The sequence below is a fragment of the Embleya hyalina genome (assembly GCF_003967355.1).
GTDB classification, from domain to species: domain Bacteria; phylum Actinomycetota; class Actinomycetes; order Streptomycetales; family Streptomycetaceae; genus Embleya; species Embleya hyalina.
In genome coordinates, this window is record NZ_BIFH01000052.1 from 27,333 (window position 1) to 41,589 (window position 14,257).

Below are 14,257 nucleotides of genomic sequence, written 5' to 3' on the forward strand. Positions count from 1 at the left end.
TCGCGTGATGCGGTGGAGACTTCGACGGGTCGGGCGAACCGGCCCGGAGGGGTGGTCGCCGGTCTCGGGGTCGCCGGGTTCCATCCACCCGTGCCGCATCATGCCGTGCCCGAGCGTCACACGGGAACGGGGAATCGATTCAGGGCACTTCCGGGCGCGTCGCACCGGCGCGCGGGGGGCGCCCGCGGCGACCGACGCCGGGCCGCCCGGGCCGATCGGCCGCCTTCTACAATGGCGTTCTGACCCGCGCGCCGATCCTCAAGCAGGTGCCGCGGTCGCGACCCCGGAACGAACACGTGAGCCAGCCTCCCCCCATCGCCCACCTCGGCGGGCGCTTGGCCACCGGACTGCGGGATGTCACCCGTGACCCGGCAGCCCTGGACTCGCACGGCTTCTGGGCCGTGGTCGCCGACTTCGAGGGCGACCCGATCTGCGCCCGCTTCGACCACGTGCGCCCGGCCCCGCTGCCCGCCGCCCCGTGGACCGGTCCGCCCGCCCACACGTGGACCGACTCGCTCGGCGCCGACGCGTACCGCGCGGGGGTGCGCCGGATTCGCGAGTACATCGCCGCCGGCGACGTGTACCAGGTCAACCTGTGCCGCATGCTCAGCGCCCCGCTGCCCGCCGACGCCGACATCGTCGGCCTGGCGGGCCGGCTCGCGCTGGGCAACCCCGCCCCGTACGCCGGGGTGATCCGACTGCCCGAGCACGGCGTACAGGTCGCGTGCGCGTCGCCGGAGCTGTACCTGCACCGCGTCGGCGACCGGGTCAGCTCCGGCCCGATCAAGGGCACCGGCCGGACCGAGGCCGACCTGCTGCCCAAGGACCACGCCGAGAACGTGATGATCGTCGACCTGGTCCGCAACGACCTGGGCCGGGCCGCCGCGATCGGCTCGGTCACCGTGCCCGAGTTGTGCGTGGTCGAGCGGCACCCGGGCCTGGTCCACCTCGTCTCCACCGTCGCCGGCACGCTGGCCCCCGGTGTCGGCTGGCCCGAACTGTTCGCCGCGACGTTCCCGCCGGGCTCGGTCAGCGGCGCCCCCAAGAGCAGCGCGCTGCGCATCATCGAGGAACTGGAGCCGGTCCCGCGCGGCCCGTACTGCGGCGCGATCGGCTGGGTGGACGCGGACCGCCGCGAGGGCTCGCTCGCGGTGGGCATACGCAGCTTCTTCGTCCGGGACGGCCGCCTGTGCTTCGGCACCGGCGCGGGCATCACGTACGACTCCGACCCGCAGCGCGAGTGGGAGGAGACCCGCCTCAAGGCGCGGAACCTGCTCGCGGTGGCGACGGGGGAGCACCGGTCGGAGCCGGTCGGGGCCGGTCGGCGGCCGGACGCCGCGGGGGGGCACTCGCCGGCCTCGGCGGACGCCGGCGGCCGAGAGCACCCCGCGGGCCCGGAGCACATCGGCGCCCGCGAGCGAGCGACGGCCGCGGAGCGCCCCGGCGAGCGCCCGCGTCCCACGACGCCGGTCGCCCCCGGATACCCACCCGAGCCCGGGACCGGGCAGGATCGGGCCGCGCGGGATCGCGGCGGACCCCATCCCGCGGACACCTCGGAGGGCACATGAGCAGGATCTGGTTGAACGACCGCCTCGTGGACGACGAACACGCGGTGGTCCGGGTGGACGACCACGGGCTGACCGTCGGCGACGGCGTCTTCGAAACGCTGAAGGCCCGCGACGGACAGGCCTTCGCGACGACTCGGCACCTGGCCCGGCTGACCCGCTCCGCACGCGGTCTCGGGCTGCCCGACCCCGACCTCGACCTGGTTCGCCACGCGTGCGCCGAGGTGCTGGCGGCCGACCCGCTGCCGGGCATCGCCCGCCTGCGGATCACCTACACGGGCGGCCGCTCGCCACTGGGCTCCGAGCGTGGCAGAGCGGCGCCGACCCTGGTGGTCGCCCTCGCCCCGGCCAAACCCCGAGGGGAGAGCACCGCCGTGGTCACCGTCCCGTGGACCCGCAACGAGAACGCGCCGACCACCGGGCTCAAGACCACCAGCTACGCCGACAACGTGGTGATGCTCGGCCACGCCGCCCGGCACGGCGCGAGCGAGGCGCTGTTCGCGAACACCGCGGGCAACCTGTGCGAGGGCACCGGCTCCAACGTGTTCCTGGTCCTCGACGGCCGCCTGGTCACCCCGCCGCTGTCGGCCGGCTGCCTGGCCGGCGTCTCGCGCGCGCTGGTCCTCGAATGGGTCGGCGCCGAGGAGATCGACCTGCCGCTGGCCGCGCTCGCCGACGCGGAGGAGGTGTTCCTGACCTCGTCGTTGCGCGACATCCAGGCGGTGCACCGGATCGACGAGCACACCCGCACCGCGCCCGGCCCGCTCACCCGCAAGGCGATGGAGATCTTCACCGCCCGCGCCGCCGCCGACATCGACCCCTGACCCGGCCCGTCGGCCCGCCCGGGCCCCGTCCGTACCGGTGTGCCGGCCCGCCCCGATCCGCGCCCGTGATCTCGTGGTAGGCGCTCCGGCGCAGGTTGACCGGGTCCGCGCGCGGGCAGCACTGCCGATGACGGGGCGCACCATCGGGAAGGCGGGGGACGCGATGACCACCACTCTGCGACCGGCCGGACCGGGCCGGGACGGCGTGTACTCGATCTGCGCCAACGGCCGATCGGTCGGCGGCGTACACCTGACCCCGCTCGGCCCGTGGGGCACCGGCACCGGATGGATCCTGCACATCCAGGTGCTGCCCTCGCGCCGCCGCCGAGGCCACGGGTGCGTGGCGATGCTCGCGGCCGAGGAGATCATGCGCGGCCGGCGCTGTACCCGGATGGCCGCCGCGGTGCCCGAGGGCAACCGCGCGGCCACCGGCCTGGTCTCGGCCCTGGGCTACGCGCCAGACAGCACCCGACTGGTGGCCCCGGTGCGCGCCACCGGCCTGCCGCACGGGGTGCGGATGATGGACACCGACGAACGCGAGGCGTGGTGCGCCGCGGAACTGCACCGCTGCGCGGCGACGCTGCGCGCGGCGGGGTGGCCCGAACCCGCCGCCCGGGCCCGGGCGCACGCCCGCCTCGACCACCCCACCGCGCCCGCCCCGTACACGCTGGGCGACGGCGCGGCGGTGTGGGTGGCGCACGGCGTCGTACTGGCCCTGACCGCGCGCAACCCGGAGGCCGCCGCGACGCTCCTGCGTGCCGCCGGCCACGTGACGGCGACCCAGGGGCTGCCCGAGTTGGCCATCGACGTGCCCGACGAGGCCCGCACCCCGGAGCTCACGAAGGTGCTCACCGGGGCTCGATTCGCGCCGCGTACGCGTTATTGGGGGAAACCCATCCTGTGAGAAGTGGGGAACATCCCTGATCCTGGATCTACTCCACGGGGAGGAGATGAGTCGGCCGGTGTCCTCCCCGAGTACCGAACCGACCGTCGATCGTGGTGTTCGCGGAGCGAGACGGCCACGATGGAGGCAGGACGGCAACGGCCGTCGACCGATCCCGATCGACGCCGACCGACAACGAAGCTTCGTAGGTTTCGAACGAGGAGGCCGAGCGCATGTCCGGCGCAGATGTGGTGACCGGCGCGTTGTGCATGGCGCTGACGGGCCTGGGCCTGGTCATCGCGGTACAGAAGGCTCGCCAACGACGTTTCCTGAACGCGACGCGGTGGACCGCCGCGGCGCTGTTCCCGATCGGCCTGTACCTGACCGGCCTGGCCACGCTGGGCCGCCGGGTGGGCAGCGCGGTCGCCGACTGGGCGACCGACCTCGCCTTCGGCCTCAAGGCGTGGGGCGGCGTCGCGATCCTCGCGTTCGCCGTGATCCTGCTGATGATCACCCGCATGGTCGGCGGAAAGAAGAAGTCCGCGGAGCCGAGCGGCACCGCGTCCACCACCTCGTCCGACCTGTCGGCGCTGCTCGGCGGCGGCGGTCCGGCGGCGGGAGCGGGCGGTTCGGGTGGCGCGCTGCCGCGCAGCCAACAGCCGAAGCCGGCCGCCGCGCCGCGCTCGCGGCGATCGTCGCGAGCGAGCGGGGGCGACGACGAGTTCGCGGAGATCGAGGAACTGCTGCGCAGGCGCGGGATCTGAAGTCGGGGAATCCCGATTTGCGGATTTCCCCGGGATACCGTCGGTTACCGCGGGTCAGCGCGAGGTAGTAATCCGTGTCCGTGCACAACGGGGAGCGGTCGGGGATGGTGAATGTGAACGCATTCCCATGCGGCGGGATAGTCCCGCCCGAGTCGCGGCCTATGCCGCGCGCCGTGCCGGAAAATGTGTTCGAATGCGCGCTTTCTTTGTGGCCCGCCCGGGTCGGATGCGTATTCGGATCGCCGGCCCGCTCCTGCGACCGCTCGTCCGCCGGGCGGGCGGTGCGGGTCGCCGGCGCGGCCGTCCGCCGTCCGGGGCGTGAAAACGCTCCGCCGCCCCCATCGTGTGGACGATGGGTGCGGCGGAGCGCTGACGTGTGAACCCGGCGCCGCGGACAGGGGCGTGTCCGCCGTGCCAGAGCTCAGTTCTCGGCGAGGATCTGCGACAGTTCCCGGTCGAGATCGAAGAAGCGGTGCTCGTTGCCGGGGGCCACGGCAGCGTTCGTACGCTTCAGGAACGACTCCAAGGCCCGCGCGGGCGCTTCGAGCAGGGCCTCGCCCTCCGGAGAGCTGAGGGCGATGCAGACGATGCTCTGTCCGTGGCTCCGAGAGGGCCACACACGAACATCGCCGGTGCCGGAGGGCTGACGCAGCCCGTCGGCGAGAAGGTCGCGGGCGAAGACCCAGTCGACCGTCTCATCGGCACCCGTGTGGAAGGTCGCATGCACGGCGTACGGGTCCGACGAGTCGTAGCGCAGTCCCGCGGGGACCGGCAATGAGGACTCGCTCGAGACGACGAGGCGCAGGTGCAGCTCACAGCTGACCGTGGTGTTCATAAGCGCCATGGCCTTTCGCTCAGTGTGCGCTCGGGGATTCGCACGTCGGCGTTCGCAACATCCCACCTGCGGACCTCTTGTAAACGTCTCTGCCCGATATACGGGCGTCTGGGTACTCCTTAAGAGCGATGCGGAGGTGTACCGTTCGCCCGCATGATTTCCGGAAGGGAACAGGCGATCGGATCGGGTCGCTCCGATCGCCCGGAGCGACCCGCCCGGGTCGGTCCCCGACCGTAGGGTCTGCACCGAACCTCTGCCCCCTTGTAGCGTTGTCAAGCCAGGCCGGGCCGAGGTCGGCGCCGGCCCCGGGCGAACGGAGGCATCCGGTGGACGACGGCCGGTACGACGAGAGAGGAAGACGGACGATGGACACGGGGGTCGCGGAGAACAGCGCGCACGCCGCCGGGGAGCCCACCGCCGACCGGGACGCCCCGGCCGCAGCGGCGGCACCCGGGGGCGCGACGAAGGACGGCACGACCACCGGGGCGCCCGAGGCGAAACCATTCGGCTCCCGCGCGCCGGCCTTCATCAAGCGCTCCAAGCCGCTGCACATGACCTGGCAGATCGGCGTCGCCATCATCGGCTTCGCGATCATCGTGGGCGGCATCATCATGCTCCCGCTGCCCGGCCCCGGCTGGGCGGTCATCTTCCTCGGCCTCGCCGTCCTGGGCACCGAATTCGTCTGGGCCCAGCGCACGCTGCTGTGGACCAAGGACAAGGTCACCAGGGCCGCCACCCGCGCGCTCGACCCCAAGACCCGCCGCCGCAACATGATCATGCTCGCGATCGGCCTGCTCCTGATCGCCGCCGCGGTGGCCCTGTACCTGTGGAAATACGGCATGGCCCTGCCGTTCTGACCCCCGCCCCCACCCGTGCGAGCCGCCCCTTCACGACCCGGGCGGCCCCCGGAACCCACCCGTGGAGGGCGGTCACAACCGCCCCCACCCATGCGGTAATGTTCTCCCTGCACCCGGGCGATTAGCTCAGCGGGAGAGCGCTTCGTTCACACCGAAGAGGTCACTGGTTCGATCCCAGTATCGCCCACCAGCTCGGAAGGGGTATCCGCGTCAACGCGGATACCCCTTCTGCGTGTTCGGGAGCCGAACAGGAAGCCACCGGGGCGGCATCAGCCCTTGCCGCGGGCGGCGCCGGGCTCGGCGTCGCGGCGTTGCGGGCCGGGTTGCCGGACGGGCATCGCATCGGGATCAGCCTCGGTCCGGCGGTGGTGCGTCCGCTCTCGGATCGGCGGATCCACCTCGGCCGGCTGCTGTGCGGCGGGTATCGGGTGGACGTCGTCCGCGCCGCCGCTGCGGTGACCGACCGGGCGTTCGTCGTGCGTGGACATGCGGTTCGCGCAGGTGCCGGGCGAGCGCACGGCCTACATCGCGGCGGGGCGGGGCCGTCGACGACGGAGTGGATGTCCGGGGCTGCTTCGTGGACGCGGACAACGTGTGCGCGCCGTGGTGGAGTACCTGGGCGTACGCGGGCGACGGCGGATCGCCACCATCGCCGGCCCGCAGGTACATGTGTGCGGGCACGGATCGGCTGCGTGGTTGTCCGGACGCGGTGTCCGGGTCGGTGTTGGTCGCGCGTGGGCTTCGGGTGGGGTGGTGGGGCCGTCGGGATGCGCACGCTGTTGGTCGAAGAGCCGGATCTGGACGCGGTGTTCGCGGTGTGCGACCTGATGGCGGTCGGTGCGTTCCCGAGGACGTCGCGGTGGTCGGCTTCGACGGGGTGGGCCGGGACCGCGCTCACGACGGTGCGGCAACAGGTCGCGGAGCAGGGGCGGTTGGTGACGCGGTTGCCCCGGGACGCATCGGCGGCGGTGGCTCGGGGACGTCCGCGGTATCGGGTACGACGCTGGTCGAGGGTGACGCCATCGGGTCGTGATGTCGTGCCGGCCCGAGCGCCGAAAGCGCGTCGGTGTCGGGAAGTCGACATGATGAGGGTACGAATTTCGGTGCGATCCGAGGGTCGAGATCGGTGTTTTTCCGGCCGTATCACGTCCCGTGAGCGTCGGTGACCCGGACCCGATGTTCCACCGGATGGGGGATCGCGCGATGATCTCCCGGTGACCGATACCCGTCCCCCGATCCGCTGCGCGTGGTCGGGGGTACTCCAGTGACCGGCGCCGGGACCGGGCTGCTGTTCTCGCCCTGGCTGTGGCTGGTGATGCCACTGATCGTCTCCATCGACGCCGTAGTGCCCATCGTGCCCGGCGACGAACTCGTGATGGCCGCCGCGGCGGTCGCCGACGGCGACGTGCGCTACCTGGCCCTGGTCCTGCTGACCGCCGGAATCGGTGCCTTCGTCGGGGACCAATGCGCGTACGCGGTCGGCCGCGCACGGCTTCGCCGCGGGGGCGACGCCGTGCTCGGACCGCGCCGCCAAAAGGCGATGGACCTGGCCCGCAACGCGCTCGCCAAGGGCGGCATGTCGGCGCTGATCGCGGCCCGGTTCCTGCCCGGCGGGCGGACCGCGGTGAACATGCTCGCCGGCCGACTCGGCTACCCGCGACCGCAGTTCCGCGCGGCCACCCTGGTCGGCGCGCTCATCTCGGTGTCCTACGCGATGACGATCGGCACGCTGGCCGGCCACATCGTCGAGGACAGCCCGCTCCTGGTCGCCCTCGGCGGCATGGCGCTGGGCGCCTCCGTCCCGCTGATCGTCGGCGTGCCGGCACGTGTCGTGCGCGAGGTCCGCCGCCGACGCCACGCCGGCGAGGCGACCGCCGAGGCGTGATCCGATCCGACACGTGTGGGGCACGGGATCCACATCCCGCGCCCCACACGCGTATCCGGCGGGCGGACGAGCCCCGGGTACGCCGGGATCCGTCCCACCCGCCCCGCGCCTAACTCGCCCCGCGCTCCGTCAACATCGAGCGCATCAGGTCGATCTCCGAGCTCTGCCCGACGACCATCGTGTTCGCCAGGTCCTTCACCTGCTGGACCTGCGCGCGCGCCTCACCCTCGCGGGCCATCGCCACACCCGCCTCGTGGTGCGCGATCATCAGCTGGAGGAACATCACCTCGGCGTCCTTGCCGCGCAACGTCGCCAGCTTGTCCAACTGCGCCTGCGTGGCCATCCCCGGCATCAGCTGGGTGTCCGCACCGGCGGCCGGCGTGCCGTGCCCGGAGTGGCCCGGCATCGAACCCGGCGTCATCCACTGCATGACCGGCCGGGTCGAGCCGAGCGTCAGGCCCCACATCTGGAGCCAGGACGCCATCCGGCCGATCTGCTCCTGCTGGGTCAGCGCGATGTCGTACGCGAGCTTGCGCGTCGCGTCGTCCTGGGTCAGATCGCGGATCATCATCCCCATCTGCACGGCCTGCGCGTGGTGCGTGCGCATGTCGCGCGCGAACCCCGCCTCCACCGAGTCGTCCGCCGGCGGATTCGGCACCGCCGCCGGCGCCGGACCCAGCGCGCGCGCGGGCGCGGGCGGGGCGGCCGGCTTGCCCGACTCGTCCGAGGAACAGGCGGCCAGGACCGGAACGGCCAGCAGCCCGGTCGCGATCATCGTCGCGACGCGTGCGCGCGGCCTCACGAGGTCGGCTTCCCGACCCCGCCCGTGCACGGCGAACCGGGCTCCGGAGTCTGCTTGCCTTCCTTGTACTTCGTGATGAACTGGTCCAGGCGCGGGTCGCTCGCGTTGTCCAGCTTCAACTGCAGGCCCCACGCCGAGGCGACGATCGGCTTGTCGATGCCGTCGTACGGGCTCAGCATCATGTACGTCTTGCCCTTGACCTTGGACTTCAGCATTTCCAGCTGGTCCGCGGGCAGGTTGTTCTGGTACGTGATCCAGACCGTGCCGTGCTCCAGCGAGTGCACGCCGTTGCGGTTGGGGATCGGCGCGTCGTAGATCCCGCAGTTCTGCCACACCGGGTCGTGCTCGCCGCCCACCGGCGGCACCTGCCGGTAGGTGACCTCCTTGGGCTTGGAGATGTGCCCCTGCGCCGCGGTGTAGGTGCTCACCCCGGCTATGTCGCTCTTGGTGTTGGGGTCGGGCCGGACGTCGGCGATGACGTTGTTCGCGCTCGACTTCTTGTCGTCGTCGCTCGACGACATGACCACGGCGGTCAACCCCGCCACCAGCGCGAGGACCGCGATGCCGGAGGCGCCGAAGATGATCGCCGAACGACGCTTCGCGGCCTTGCGCTCCGCCTCGCGCTGCGCGGCCACCCGCTCACGCGTCGCCGCCATCCTGGCGGATCGCTGTGCCTTGCTCTGCTTCTTCGAGGTGTTGGGGGACTGTTGCCCCATGGCTCCGCCTTATTCCGATTCCGGATTCGTCTGTGGACCGTGCGAGGGTGTGCCGCGCGGATCACGTACGACTGACGCAGAGCACCGTCAGATCGGGGGCGTCCTTGGCGGGCGTGGGCGCGAGCGCGATGCCGACGGCGTCCGGATCGGCCAACCACGGCGGCAACATCGAGTACGGCGCGGGCGCGACCACCGGCGGCAGCGGCGGGACGGTGGCCGGCACACACGCGTGCGAGCGATCCCCGCAGCGTCCCGAACCGTCGCCCTTGTCGTCCGGACCGCCCGCGTCCCGCTCCTCGTGGGCCGAGTGATGGAAGGGACACACCGTCGGAATGGTCGCGGTCGACGGCAGTGACTCGGCGTGGACCGGGAACGCGCTGCCCAGGAGCGCGGCGCACGCCAGCACGGCCCCGGCCAGCAGCCGGATCACCGGCCGCAGCGGGACTGCCAGCGAGGCCATCCGTTGCGTCACGGGCCCTATTCTCACCCGAAGGAGTGACCCTGTGGGAAGTCGGGGCGCGATCTTTCGTCGTCGGGACGGCGACGTGACGACGACGTGACGGCGCAGGTGCCTCCGCCGACACCTCCGCCCCGGCGCCCCCACGCCGGGCCGGCGCCCGCCCGGCGTGGGGAAACCGAGGCAAGGTTCCCGCTCCCGGCTCGATAGCATCGGTGTGCGAGCGAGGGCATCGGCGTACCAGCGAGCCGAGCCGCGCCGCGCGACATCCGCCAACCACACGTCAGGAGACGAACGGTGTCCGAAGCCCGAGTGACCATCAGCCGCGACCCGGACCGGGACGAGCGGGTGGTGACCACGGGCACGACGGCCGCCGAGCTCTTCGACGGCGACCGCTCGGTGGTCGCCGCGCGCGTGGCCGGCCGACTCGTCGACCTGGCCTACGTCCTGGTCGACGGCGACGAGGTCGAGCCCGTCCTGATCGGCTCCGACGACGGCCTGAACATCCTGCGCCACTCCGCCGCGCACGTGATGGCGCAGGCCGTACAGGAGCTGTTCCCCGAGGCCAAGCTCGGCATCGGCCCGCCGATCAAGGACGGCTTCTACTACGACTTCGACGTCGAGACCCCGTTCCACCCCGACGACCTCAAGCGCATCGAGAAGAAGATGCAGGAGATCGTCAAGCAGGGGCAGCGCTTCGCCCGCCGGGTCACCACCGACGAGGACGCGCGCGCCGAGTTGGCCGACGAGCCGTACAAGCTGGAGCTGATCGGCCTCAAGGGCTCCGCCGCCGAGGCCGCCGAGGGCGCGTCCGCCGAGGTCGGCGCCGGCGAGCTGACCATCTACGACAACCTCGACGCGAAGACCGGCGAGCTGTGCTGGAAGGACCTCTGCCGAGGCCCGCACCTGCCCACCACCCGGCTGATCCCCGCGTTCAAGCTGATGCGCTCGGCCGCCGCCTACTGGCGCGGCAGCGAGAAGAACAAGCAGCTCCAGCGCATCTACGGCACCGCGTGGCCGAGCAAGGACGAGCTCAAGGCCTACACGACCTTCCTCGAGGAGGCCGAGAAGCGCGACCACCGCAAGCTCGGCGCCGAGCTCGACCTGTTCTCCATCCCCGAGGAGATCGGCTCCGGCCTGGCCGTCTTCCACCCCAAGGGCGGCATCATCCGCCGCACGATGGAGGACTACTCGCGGCGCCGGCACGAGGAGGCGGGCTACCAGTTCGTCTACACGCCGCACGCCACCAAGGGCAAGCTGTTCGAGGTCTCCGGCCACCTGGACTGGTACGCCGACGGTATGTACCCGCCCATGGAGCTGGACGAGGGGCAGAGCTACTACCTCAAGCCGATGAACTGCCCCATGCACAACCTGATCTACCGGGCCCGGGGCCGCTCCTACCGCGAGTTCCCGCTGCGCCTGTTCGAGTTCGGCACCGTCTACCGCTACGAGAAGTCGGGCGTGGTGCACGGGCTGACCCGCGCGCGCGGCTTCACCCAGGACGACGCGCACATCTACTGCACGCGCGACCAGATGGCGGGCGAGCTGGACTCGCTGCTGACCTTCGTGCTCAACCTGCTGCGCGACTACGGCCTCGACGACTTCTACCTGGAGCTGTCCACCAGGAACCCGGAGAAGTCGATCGGCACCGAGGAGAACTGGACCGAGGCCACCGAGACGCTGCGTCAGGCCGCGCAGAAGCAGGGTCTGGAACTGGTCGACGACCCGGGCGGCGCCGCGTTCTACGGGCCGAAGATCTCGGTCCAGGCCAAGGACGCGATCGGGCGGACCTGGCAGATGTCGACCATCCAGGTCGACTTCAACCTGCCCGAGCGCTTCGACCTGGAGTACACCGCCGCCGACGGCACCCGGCAGCAGCCGGTGATGATCCACCGTGCCCTGTTCGGCTCGATCGAGCGGTTCTTCGCGGTCCTGCTCGAGCACTACGCGGGCAAGATGCCGCCGTGGCTCGCGCCGGTCCAGGTGGTCGGCATCCCGATCACCGAGGAGCACGTGCCCTACCTGGAGGAGGTCGCGACCAAGCTCCGGGCGCAGGGCATCCGGATCGAGATCGACGACTCCGCCGACCGCATGCAGAAGAAGATCCGCAACGCGAACAAGTTCAAGATCCCGTACATGCTGCTCGCGGGCGACGAGGACGTCCAGGCCGGCGCGGTCAGCTTCCGCTACCGCAACGGCGAGCAGAACAACGGCGTCCCGGTCGACGCCGCGGTGGCCGAGATCGTCAAGGCCGTACAGGACCGCGTCCAGGTCTGACGCGATGTCGTCTGCGGCCCGGTGATCGCACGTCCGCGCGATCACCGGGCCGCGGTCCGCCCGTCACCGGGTCGTGGTCGGTGTGTGCCCACGGCATATGCTTCCTGGCATGACGAGCGAGCCCGAGATCCAGGATGGGGTTGGGGGGCCGGATGCCTTCGCCCGGCTGTGGACTCCCCATCGGATGGCGTACATCAAGGGTGAGAACAAGCCGTCGGGGCCGACGCCCGACGACGGGTGCCCGTTCTGCCGGATCCCCTCGCTGAGCGATGTCGACGGGCTCGTCGTCGCGCGGGGTGAGCAGGTCTACGCGGTGTTGAACCTGTACCCGTACAACGGCGGCCACCTGATGGTGGTGCCCTACCGGCACGTCGCCGACTACACCGACCTCGACGACGCCGAGACGATAGAGCTCGCCCGGTTCACCAAGCTGGCGATGACCACGCTGCGCAAGGTCTCCGGGGCGCAGGGCTTCAACATCGGGATGAACCAGGGCCACGTCGCCGGGGCCGGCATCGCCGCGCACCTGCACCAGCACCTGGTGCCCCGGTGGGGCGGGGACACGAACTTCATGCCCGTGGTCGGGCACACCAAGGTGCTGCCGCAACTGCTCGCGGATACGCGCGAGATGTTGGCCACCGCCTGGCCGGTCGACTGACCCGTCCACCCGCAGGATCCGAGCGGTTGTCAGTGGTTGTCAGCCGTTGTTGAGGAGAAGAACTTTGAGCGCACGACCGGTTCTCGTGTACGACGGCGACTGTGGTTTTTGCACCCGGTCGGTGGAGTTCGCGCAAAAGCACATTCCGTTCGACGCCGACGTGGTGGCCTGGCAGTTCGCCGAACTGGAGGAGTTGGGCGTCGAGCAGCACCGCGCCGAGCACGAGGTGTTGTGGGTGACCCCCGTCGGCACCGTGTACGGCGGCCACCACGCGGTGGCCAAGCTGCTGATGAACGCGGGCGGGCCGTGGGCCCTGGCCGGCGCGGCGCTGCGCGTGCAGCCGGTCAGCATCGCGGCACACGGGGTGTACCGGCTGGTGGCGGACAACCGCGACCGTATGCCGGGCGGGACGCCCGCGTGCGCGATGCCGGCCCACCTGCGGCCGGACACCGTCAACGCCGCGGGGTGACCCGCCGGACGGCCCTCGCGGTGGCCGCGTGTTCGATCACCGCGTATCTGCTGCTGGGCGCGTTCGGGTCCGCCGACATGTGGTGGCTGGGCGACCTGAAGGTCTATCGCCGGGGCGGCGTCGAGGTGCTGGCCGGCGACGGCGAGCTGTACACGATCCGGCCCGGGCGGCTGCCGTTCACCTACACGCCGTGGGCCGGGCTGACGTTCACCCCGCTGGCGTGGTTGCCGTGGGGCGCGGTCGAGGTGATCGGCGTGGCGGGCAACCTCGTGCTGCTCGTCGTGGCGACGTGGCTCGCGTGGGGGATCGTCGGGCCGCGCGGGGACCGGGTGAAGGCGACCGCGCTGACCGCCGCCGCGCTGCTGTGGACCGAGCCGATCCAGGAGAACCTGCGCTTCGGCCAGATCAACCTCCTTCTGGTCGTCCTGGTGCTGTCCGACTTCGCGCGGGCGCGCGGTGCCCGGTTCGCCGGGGTGGGAGTGGGCCTCGCGGCCGGGCTCAAGCTGACGCCGGCGATCTTCATCCCGTATCTGCTGCTGACCGGACGCGTGCGTGAGGGGCTGACCGCGCTGGGCGTGTTCGTCGGCACGTTCGCGGCGGCGTTCGCGGTACTGCCCCGGGAGTGCGCGGACTACTGGGGCGGCCTGTTCCTGGACGACACCCGAATCGGACTGGCCCAGTTCCCGGGCAATCAGTCCGTGCACGGCGCGGTGACCCGGCAGTTCGGCGCCGAGTCGCCGCCCGGGTGGTTGTGGCCGCTGCTCGCGCTGTCGGTCGCGGCCGTCGGGATGACGCTCGCGGTGCGGACGGCCCGGCGCGGGGCGACGCTCACCGGCGTGGGCCTGTGCGCGCTGACCGCGCTGCTCGTGTCGCCGATCTCGTGGACCCATCACTGGGCGTGGGCGCTGCCGCTGGTCGTGGTGCTGATCGACCGGGTCCGGCGCACCCGCGCCCCGGCCGCCACGCTCGCGCTGGTCGCGGTGCTCGCCGTGGCCGCGGCCTATCCGATGCACCGCGCCCGGGTCTCCGGGGTGCTGCCGAGCGGGATCGTGTGGACGGTGCCGTTCGGTGACGGTGGGGAGCTGAACCTGCACGGGTGGCAGCTGCTCGTGGGCAACGCGTATGTGCTGGTCGGCCTGGCCGTGCTGGTCGCCGGCGCCTGGTCCCTGGTCGCGGAGCGCCGACGAATCACCTGTTCGACCGGTTTGGCGCCGGTTGCCGAGCCCGACCCGGATCCGACTTCGTAGACTCGTCGTACTTTCGGC

The 14,257-nt window shown here is 71.7% G+C and carries 14 protein-coding genes, 1 tRNA gene and 1 pseudogene; 11 read left to right on the forward strand and 5 right to left on the reverse strand.

Annotated features, from left to right (window positions below; translation table 11 throughout):
- Nucleotides 1-296 precede the first annotated feature (296 nt).
- The 4 genes and pseudogenes from EMA17_RS46690 to EMA17_RS46705 all read left to right on the forward strand — a co-directional run.
- A pseudogene (locus EMA17_RS46690) lies at nt 297-1,298 on the forward strand (chorismate-binding protein); the annotation flags it as partial.
- A gap of 266 nt (nt 1,299-1,564) precedes the next feature.
- Nucleotides 1,565-2,389 carry an aminotransferase class IV gene (locus tag EMA17_RS46695; protein ID WP_126643318.1) on the forward strand — a complete coding sequence of 275 codons (825 nt, stop codon included), beginning with the start codon at nt 1,565-1,567 and terminating at the stop codon, nt 2,387-2,389.
- A 163-nt stretch (nt 2,390-2,552) separates the two neighbouring features.
- Nucleotides 2,553-3,293: a GNAT family N-acetyltransferase gene (locus EMA17_RS46700; RefSeq protein WP_160161815.1), complete on the forward strand. Its 741-nt coding sequence runs from the start codon at nt 2,553-2,555 to the stop codon at nt 3,291-3,293.
- Between the two features lie 212 nt (nt 3,294-3,505).
- On the forward strand, nt 3,506-4,036 hold the full coding sequence (locus tag EMA17_RS46705) for a hypothetical protein (RefSeq protein ID WP_126643320.1): 531 nt from the start codon (nt 3,506-3,508) through the stop codon (nt 4,034-4,036).
- Nucleotides 4,037-4,457: 421 nt separating this feature from the next.
- Here EMA17_RS46705 and EMA17_RS46710 read toward each other — a convergent pair whose 3' ends face one another.
- The gene (locus tag EMA17_RS46710) at nt 4,458-4,871 is read right to left on the reverse strand and encodes an SsgA family sporulation/cell division regulator (RefSeq protein ID WP_026218464.1); all 414 of its coding nucleotides are present in this window, start codon (nt 4,869-4,871) and stop codon (nt 4,458-4,460) included.
- Nucleotides 4,872-5,236: 365 nt separating this feature from the next.
- Between EMA17_RS46710 and EMA17_RS46715 the strand changes: the two genes are divergently transcribed.
- Nucleotides 5,237-5,728, forward strand: coding sequence for a TIGR02611 family protein (locus EMA17_RS46715; protein WP_126643321.1), 492 nt, complete (start codon nt 5,237-5,239; stop codon nt 5,726-5,728).
- 115 nt (nt 5,729-5,843) lie between these two features.
- Nucleotides 5,844-5,918: transfer RNA gene (locus tag EMA17_RS46720), tRNA-Val, on the forward strand.
- Between the two features lie 79 nt (nt 5,919-5,997).
- Here the strand turns inward: EMA17_RS46720 and EMA17_RS46725 are convergent.
- Complete coding sequence (locus tag EMA17_RS46725) at nt 5,998-6,216, reverse strand: hypothetical protein (RefSeq protein WP_126643322.1); 219 nt, start codon at nt 6,214-6,216, stop codon at nt 5,998-6,000.
- A gap of 776 nt (nt 6,217-6,992) precedes the next feature.
- Here EMA17_RS46725 and EMA17_RS46730 point away from each other — a divergent pair.
- Nucleotides 6,993-7,613 carry a DedA family protein gene (locus EMA17_RS46730; protein ID WP_126643323.1) on the forward strand — a complete coding sequence of 207 codons (621 nt, stop codon included), beginning with the start codon at nt 6,993-6,995 and terminating at the stop codon, nt 7,611-7,613.
- A gap of 109 nt (nt 7,614-7,722) precedes the next feature.
- Here the strand turns inward: EMA17_RS46730 and EMA17_RS46735 are convergent, their stop codons facing one another.
- From EMA17_RS46735 to EMA17_RS46745, 3 genes are all read right to left on the reverse strand, one after another.
- On the reverse strand, nt 7,723-8,388 hold the full coding sequence (locus EMA17_RS46735) for a DUF305 domain-containing protein (RefSeq protein ID WP_246127330.1): 666 nt from the start codon (nt 8,386-8,388) through the stop codon (nt 7,723-7,725).
- Between the two features lie 23 nt (nt 8,389-8,411).
- Nucleotides 8,412-9,131, reverse strand: a complete 720-nt coding sequence (locus EMA17_RS46740) for a thioredoxin-like domain-containing protein (protein WP_246127331.1) — start codon at nt 9,129-9,131, stop codon at nt 8,412-8,414.
- 61 nt (nt 9,132-9,192) lie between these two features.
- Nucleotides 9,193-9,603 (reverse strand): hypothetical protein, encoded by a 411-nt coding sequence (locus tag EMA17_RS46745; RefSeq protein WP_126643325.1) that lies wholly within the window; start codon nt 9,601-9,603, stop codon nt 9,193-9,195.
- A gap of 282 nt (nt 9,604-9,885) precedes the next feature.
- On the opposite strand from EMA17_RS46745, the gene thrS reads away from it, so the two are divergent.
- The 4 genes from thrS (at nt 9,886) to EMA17_RS46765 (ending at nt 14,239) form a co-directional block, all read left to right on the forward strand.
- Nucleotides 9,886-11,865: a threonine--tRNA ligase gene (gene thrS, locus EMA17_RS46750; RefSeq protein ID WP_126643326.1), complete on the forward strand. Its 1,980-nt coding sequence runs from the start codon at nt 9,886-9,888 to the stop codon at nt 11,863-11,865.
- Between the two features lie 97 nt (nt 11,866-11,962).
- Nucleotides 11,963-12,523: an HIT family protein gene (locus EMA17_RS46755; RefSeq protein ID WP_126643327.1), complete on the forward strand. Its 561-nt coding sequence runs from the start codon at nt 11,963-11,965 to the stop codon at nt 12,521-12,523.
- Nucleotides 12,524-12,587: 64 nt separating this feature from the next.
- The gene (locus EMA17_RS46760; RefSeq protein WP_126643328.1) at nt 12,588-12,992 is read left to right on the forward strand and encodes a thiol-disulfide oxidoreductase DCC family protein; all 405 of its coding nucleotides are present in this window, start codon (nt 12,588-12,590) and stop codon (nt 12,990-12,992) included.
- On the forward strand, nt 12,989-14,239 hold the full coding sequence (locus EMA17_RS46765) for a glycosyltransferase 87 family protein (protein WP_126643329.1): 1,251 nt from the start codon (nt 12,989-12,991) through the stop codon (nt 14,237-14,239). Before EMA17_RS46760 ends, EMA17_RS46765 begins: the two co-directional genes overlap by 4 nt.
- The last annotated feature ends 18 nt before the right edge of the window (nt 14,240-14,257 follow it).

What these genes read in the sequence shown, in the direction of transcription:
- EMA17_RS46735 (WP_246127330.1), bottom strand. Translation starts at nt 8,388, where the DNA reads ATGATCGCGACCGGGCTGCTGGCCGTTCCGGTCCTGGCCGCCTGTTCC.
- EMA17_RS46700 (WP_160161815.1), top strand. Translation starts at nt 2,553, where the DNA reads ATGACCACCACTCTGCGACCGGCCGGACCGGGCCGGGACGGCGTGTAC.
- EMA17_RS46725 (WP_126643322.1), bottom strand. Translation starts at nt 6,216, where the DNA reads ATGTCCACGCACGACGAACGCCCGGTCGGTCACCGCAGCGGCGGCGCG.
- EMA17_RS46755 (WP_126643327.1), top strand. Translation starts at nt 11,963, where the DNA reads ATGCTTCCTGGCATGACGAGCGAGCCCGAGATCCAGGATGGGGTTGGG.
- EMA17_RS46705 (WP_126643320.1), top strand. Translation starts at nt 3,506, where the DNA reads ATGTCCGGCGCAGATGTGGTGACCGGCGCGTTGTGCATGGCGCTGACG.
- EMA17_RS46740 (WP_246127331.1), bottom strand. Translation starts at nt 9,131, where the DNA reads ATGGGGCAACAGTCCCCCAACACCTCGAAGAAGCAGAGCAAGGCACAG.
- EMA17_RS46715 (WP_126643321.1), top strand. Translation starts at nt 5,237, where the DNA reads ATGGACACGGGGGTCGCGGAGAACAGCGCGCACGCCGCCGGGGAGCCC.
- EMA17_RS46710 (WP_026218464.1), bottom strand. Translation starts at nt 4,871, where the DNA reads ATGAACACCACGGTCAGCTGTGAGCTGCACCTGCGCCTCGTCGTCTCG.
- EMA17_RS46695 (WP_126643318.1), top strand. Translation starts at nt 1,565, where the DNA reads ATGAGCAGGATCTGGTTGAACGACCGCCTCGTGGACGACGAACACGCG.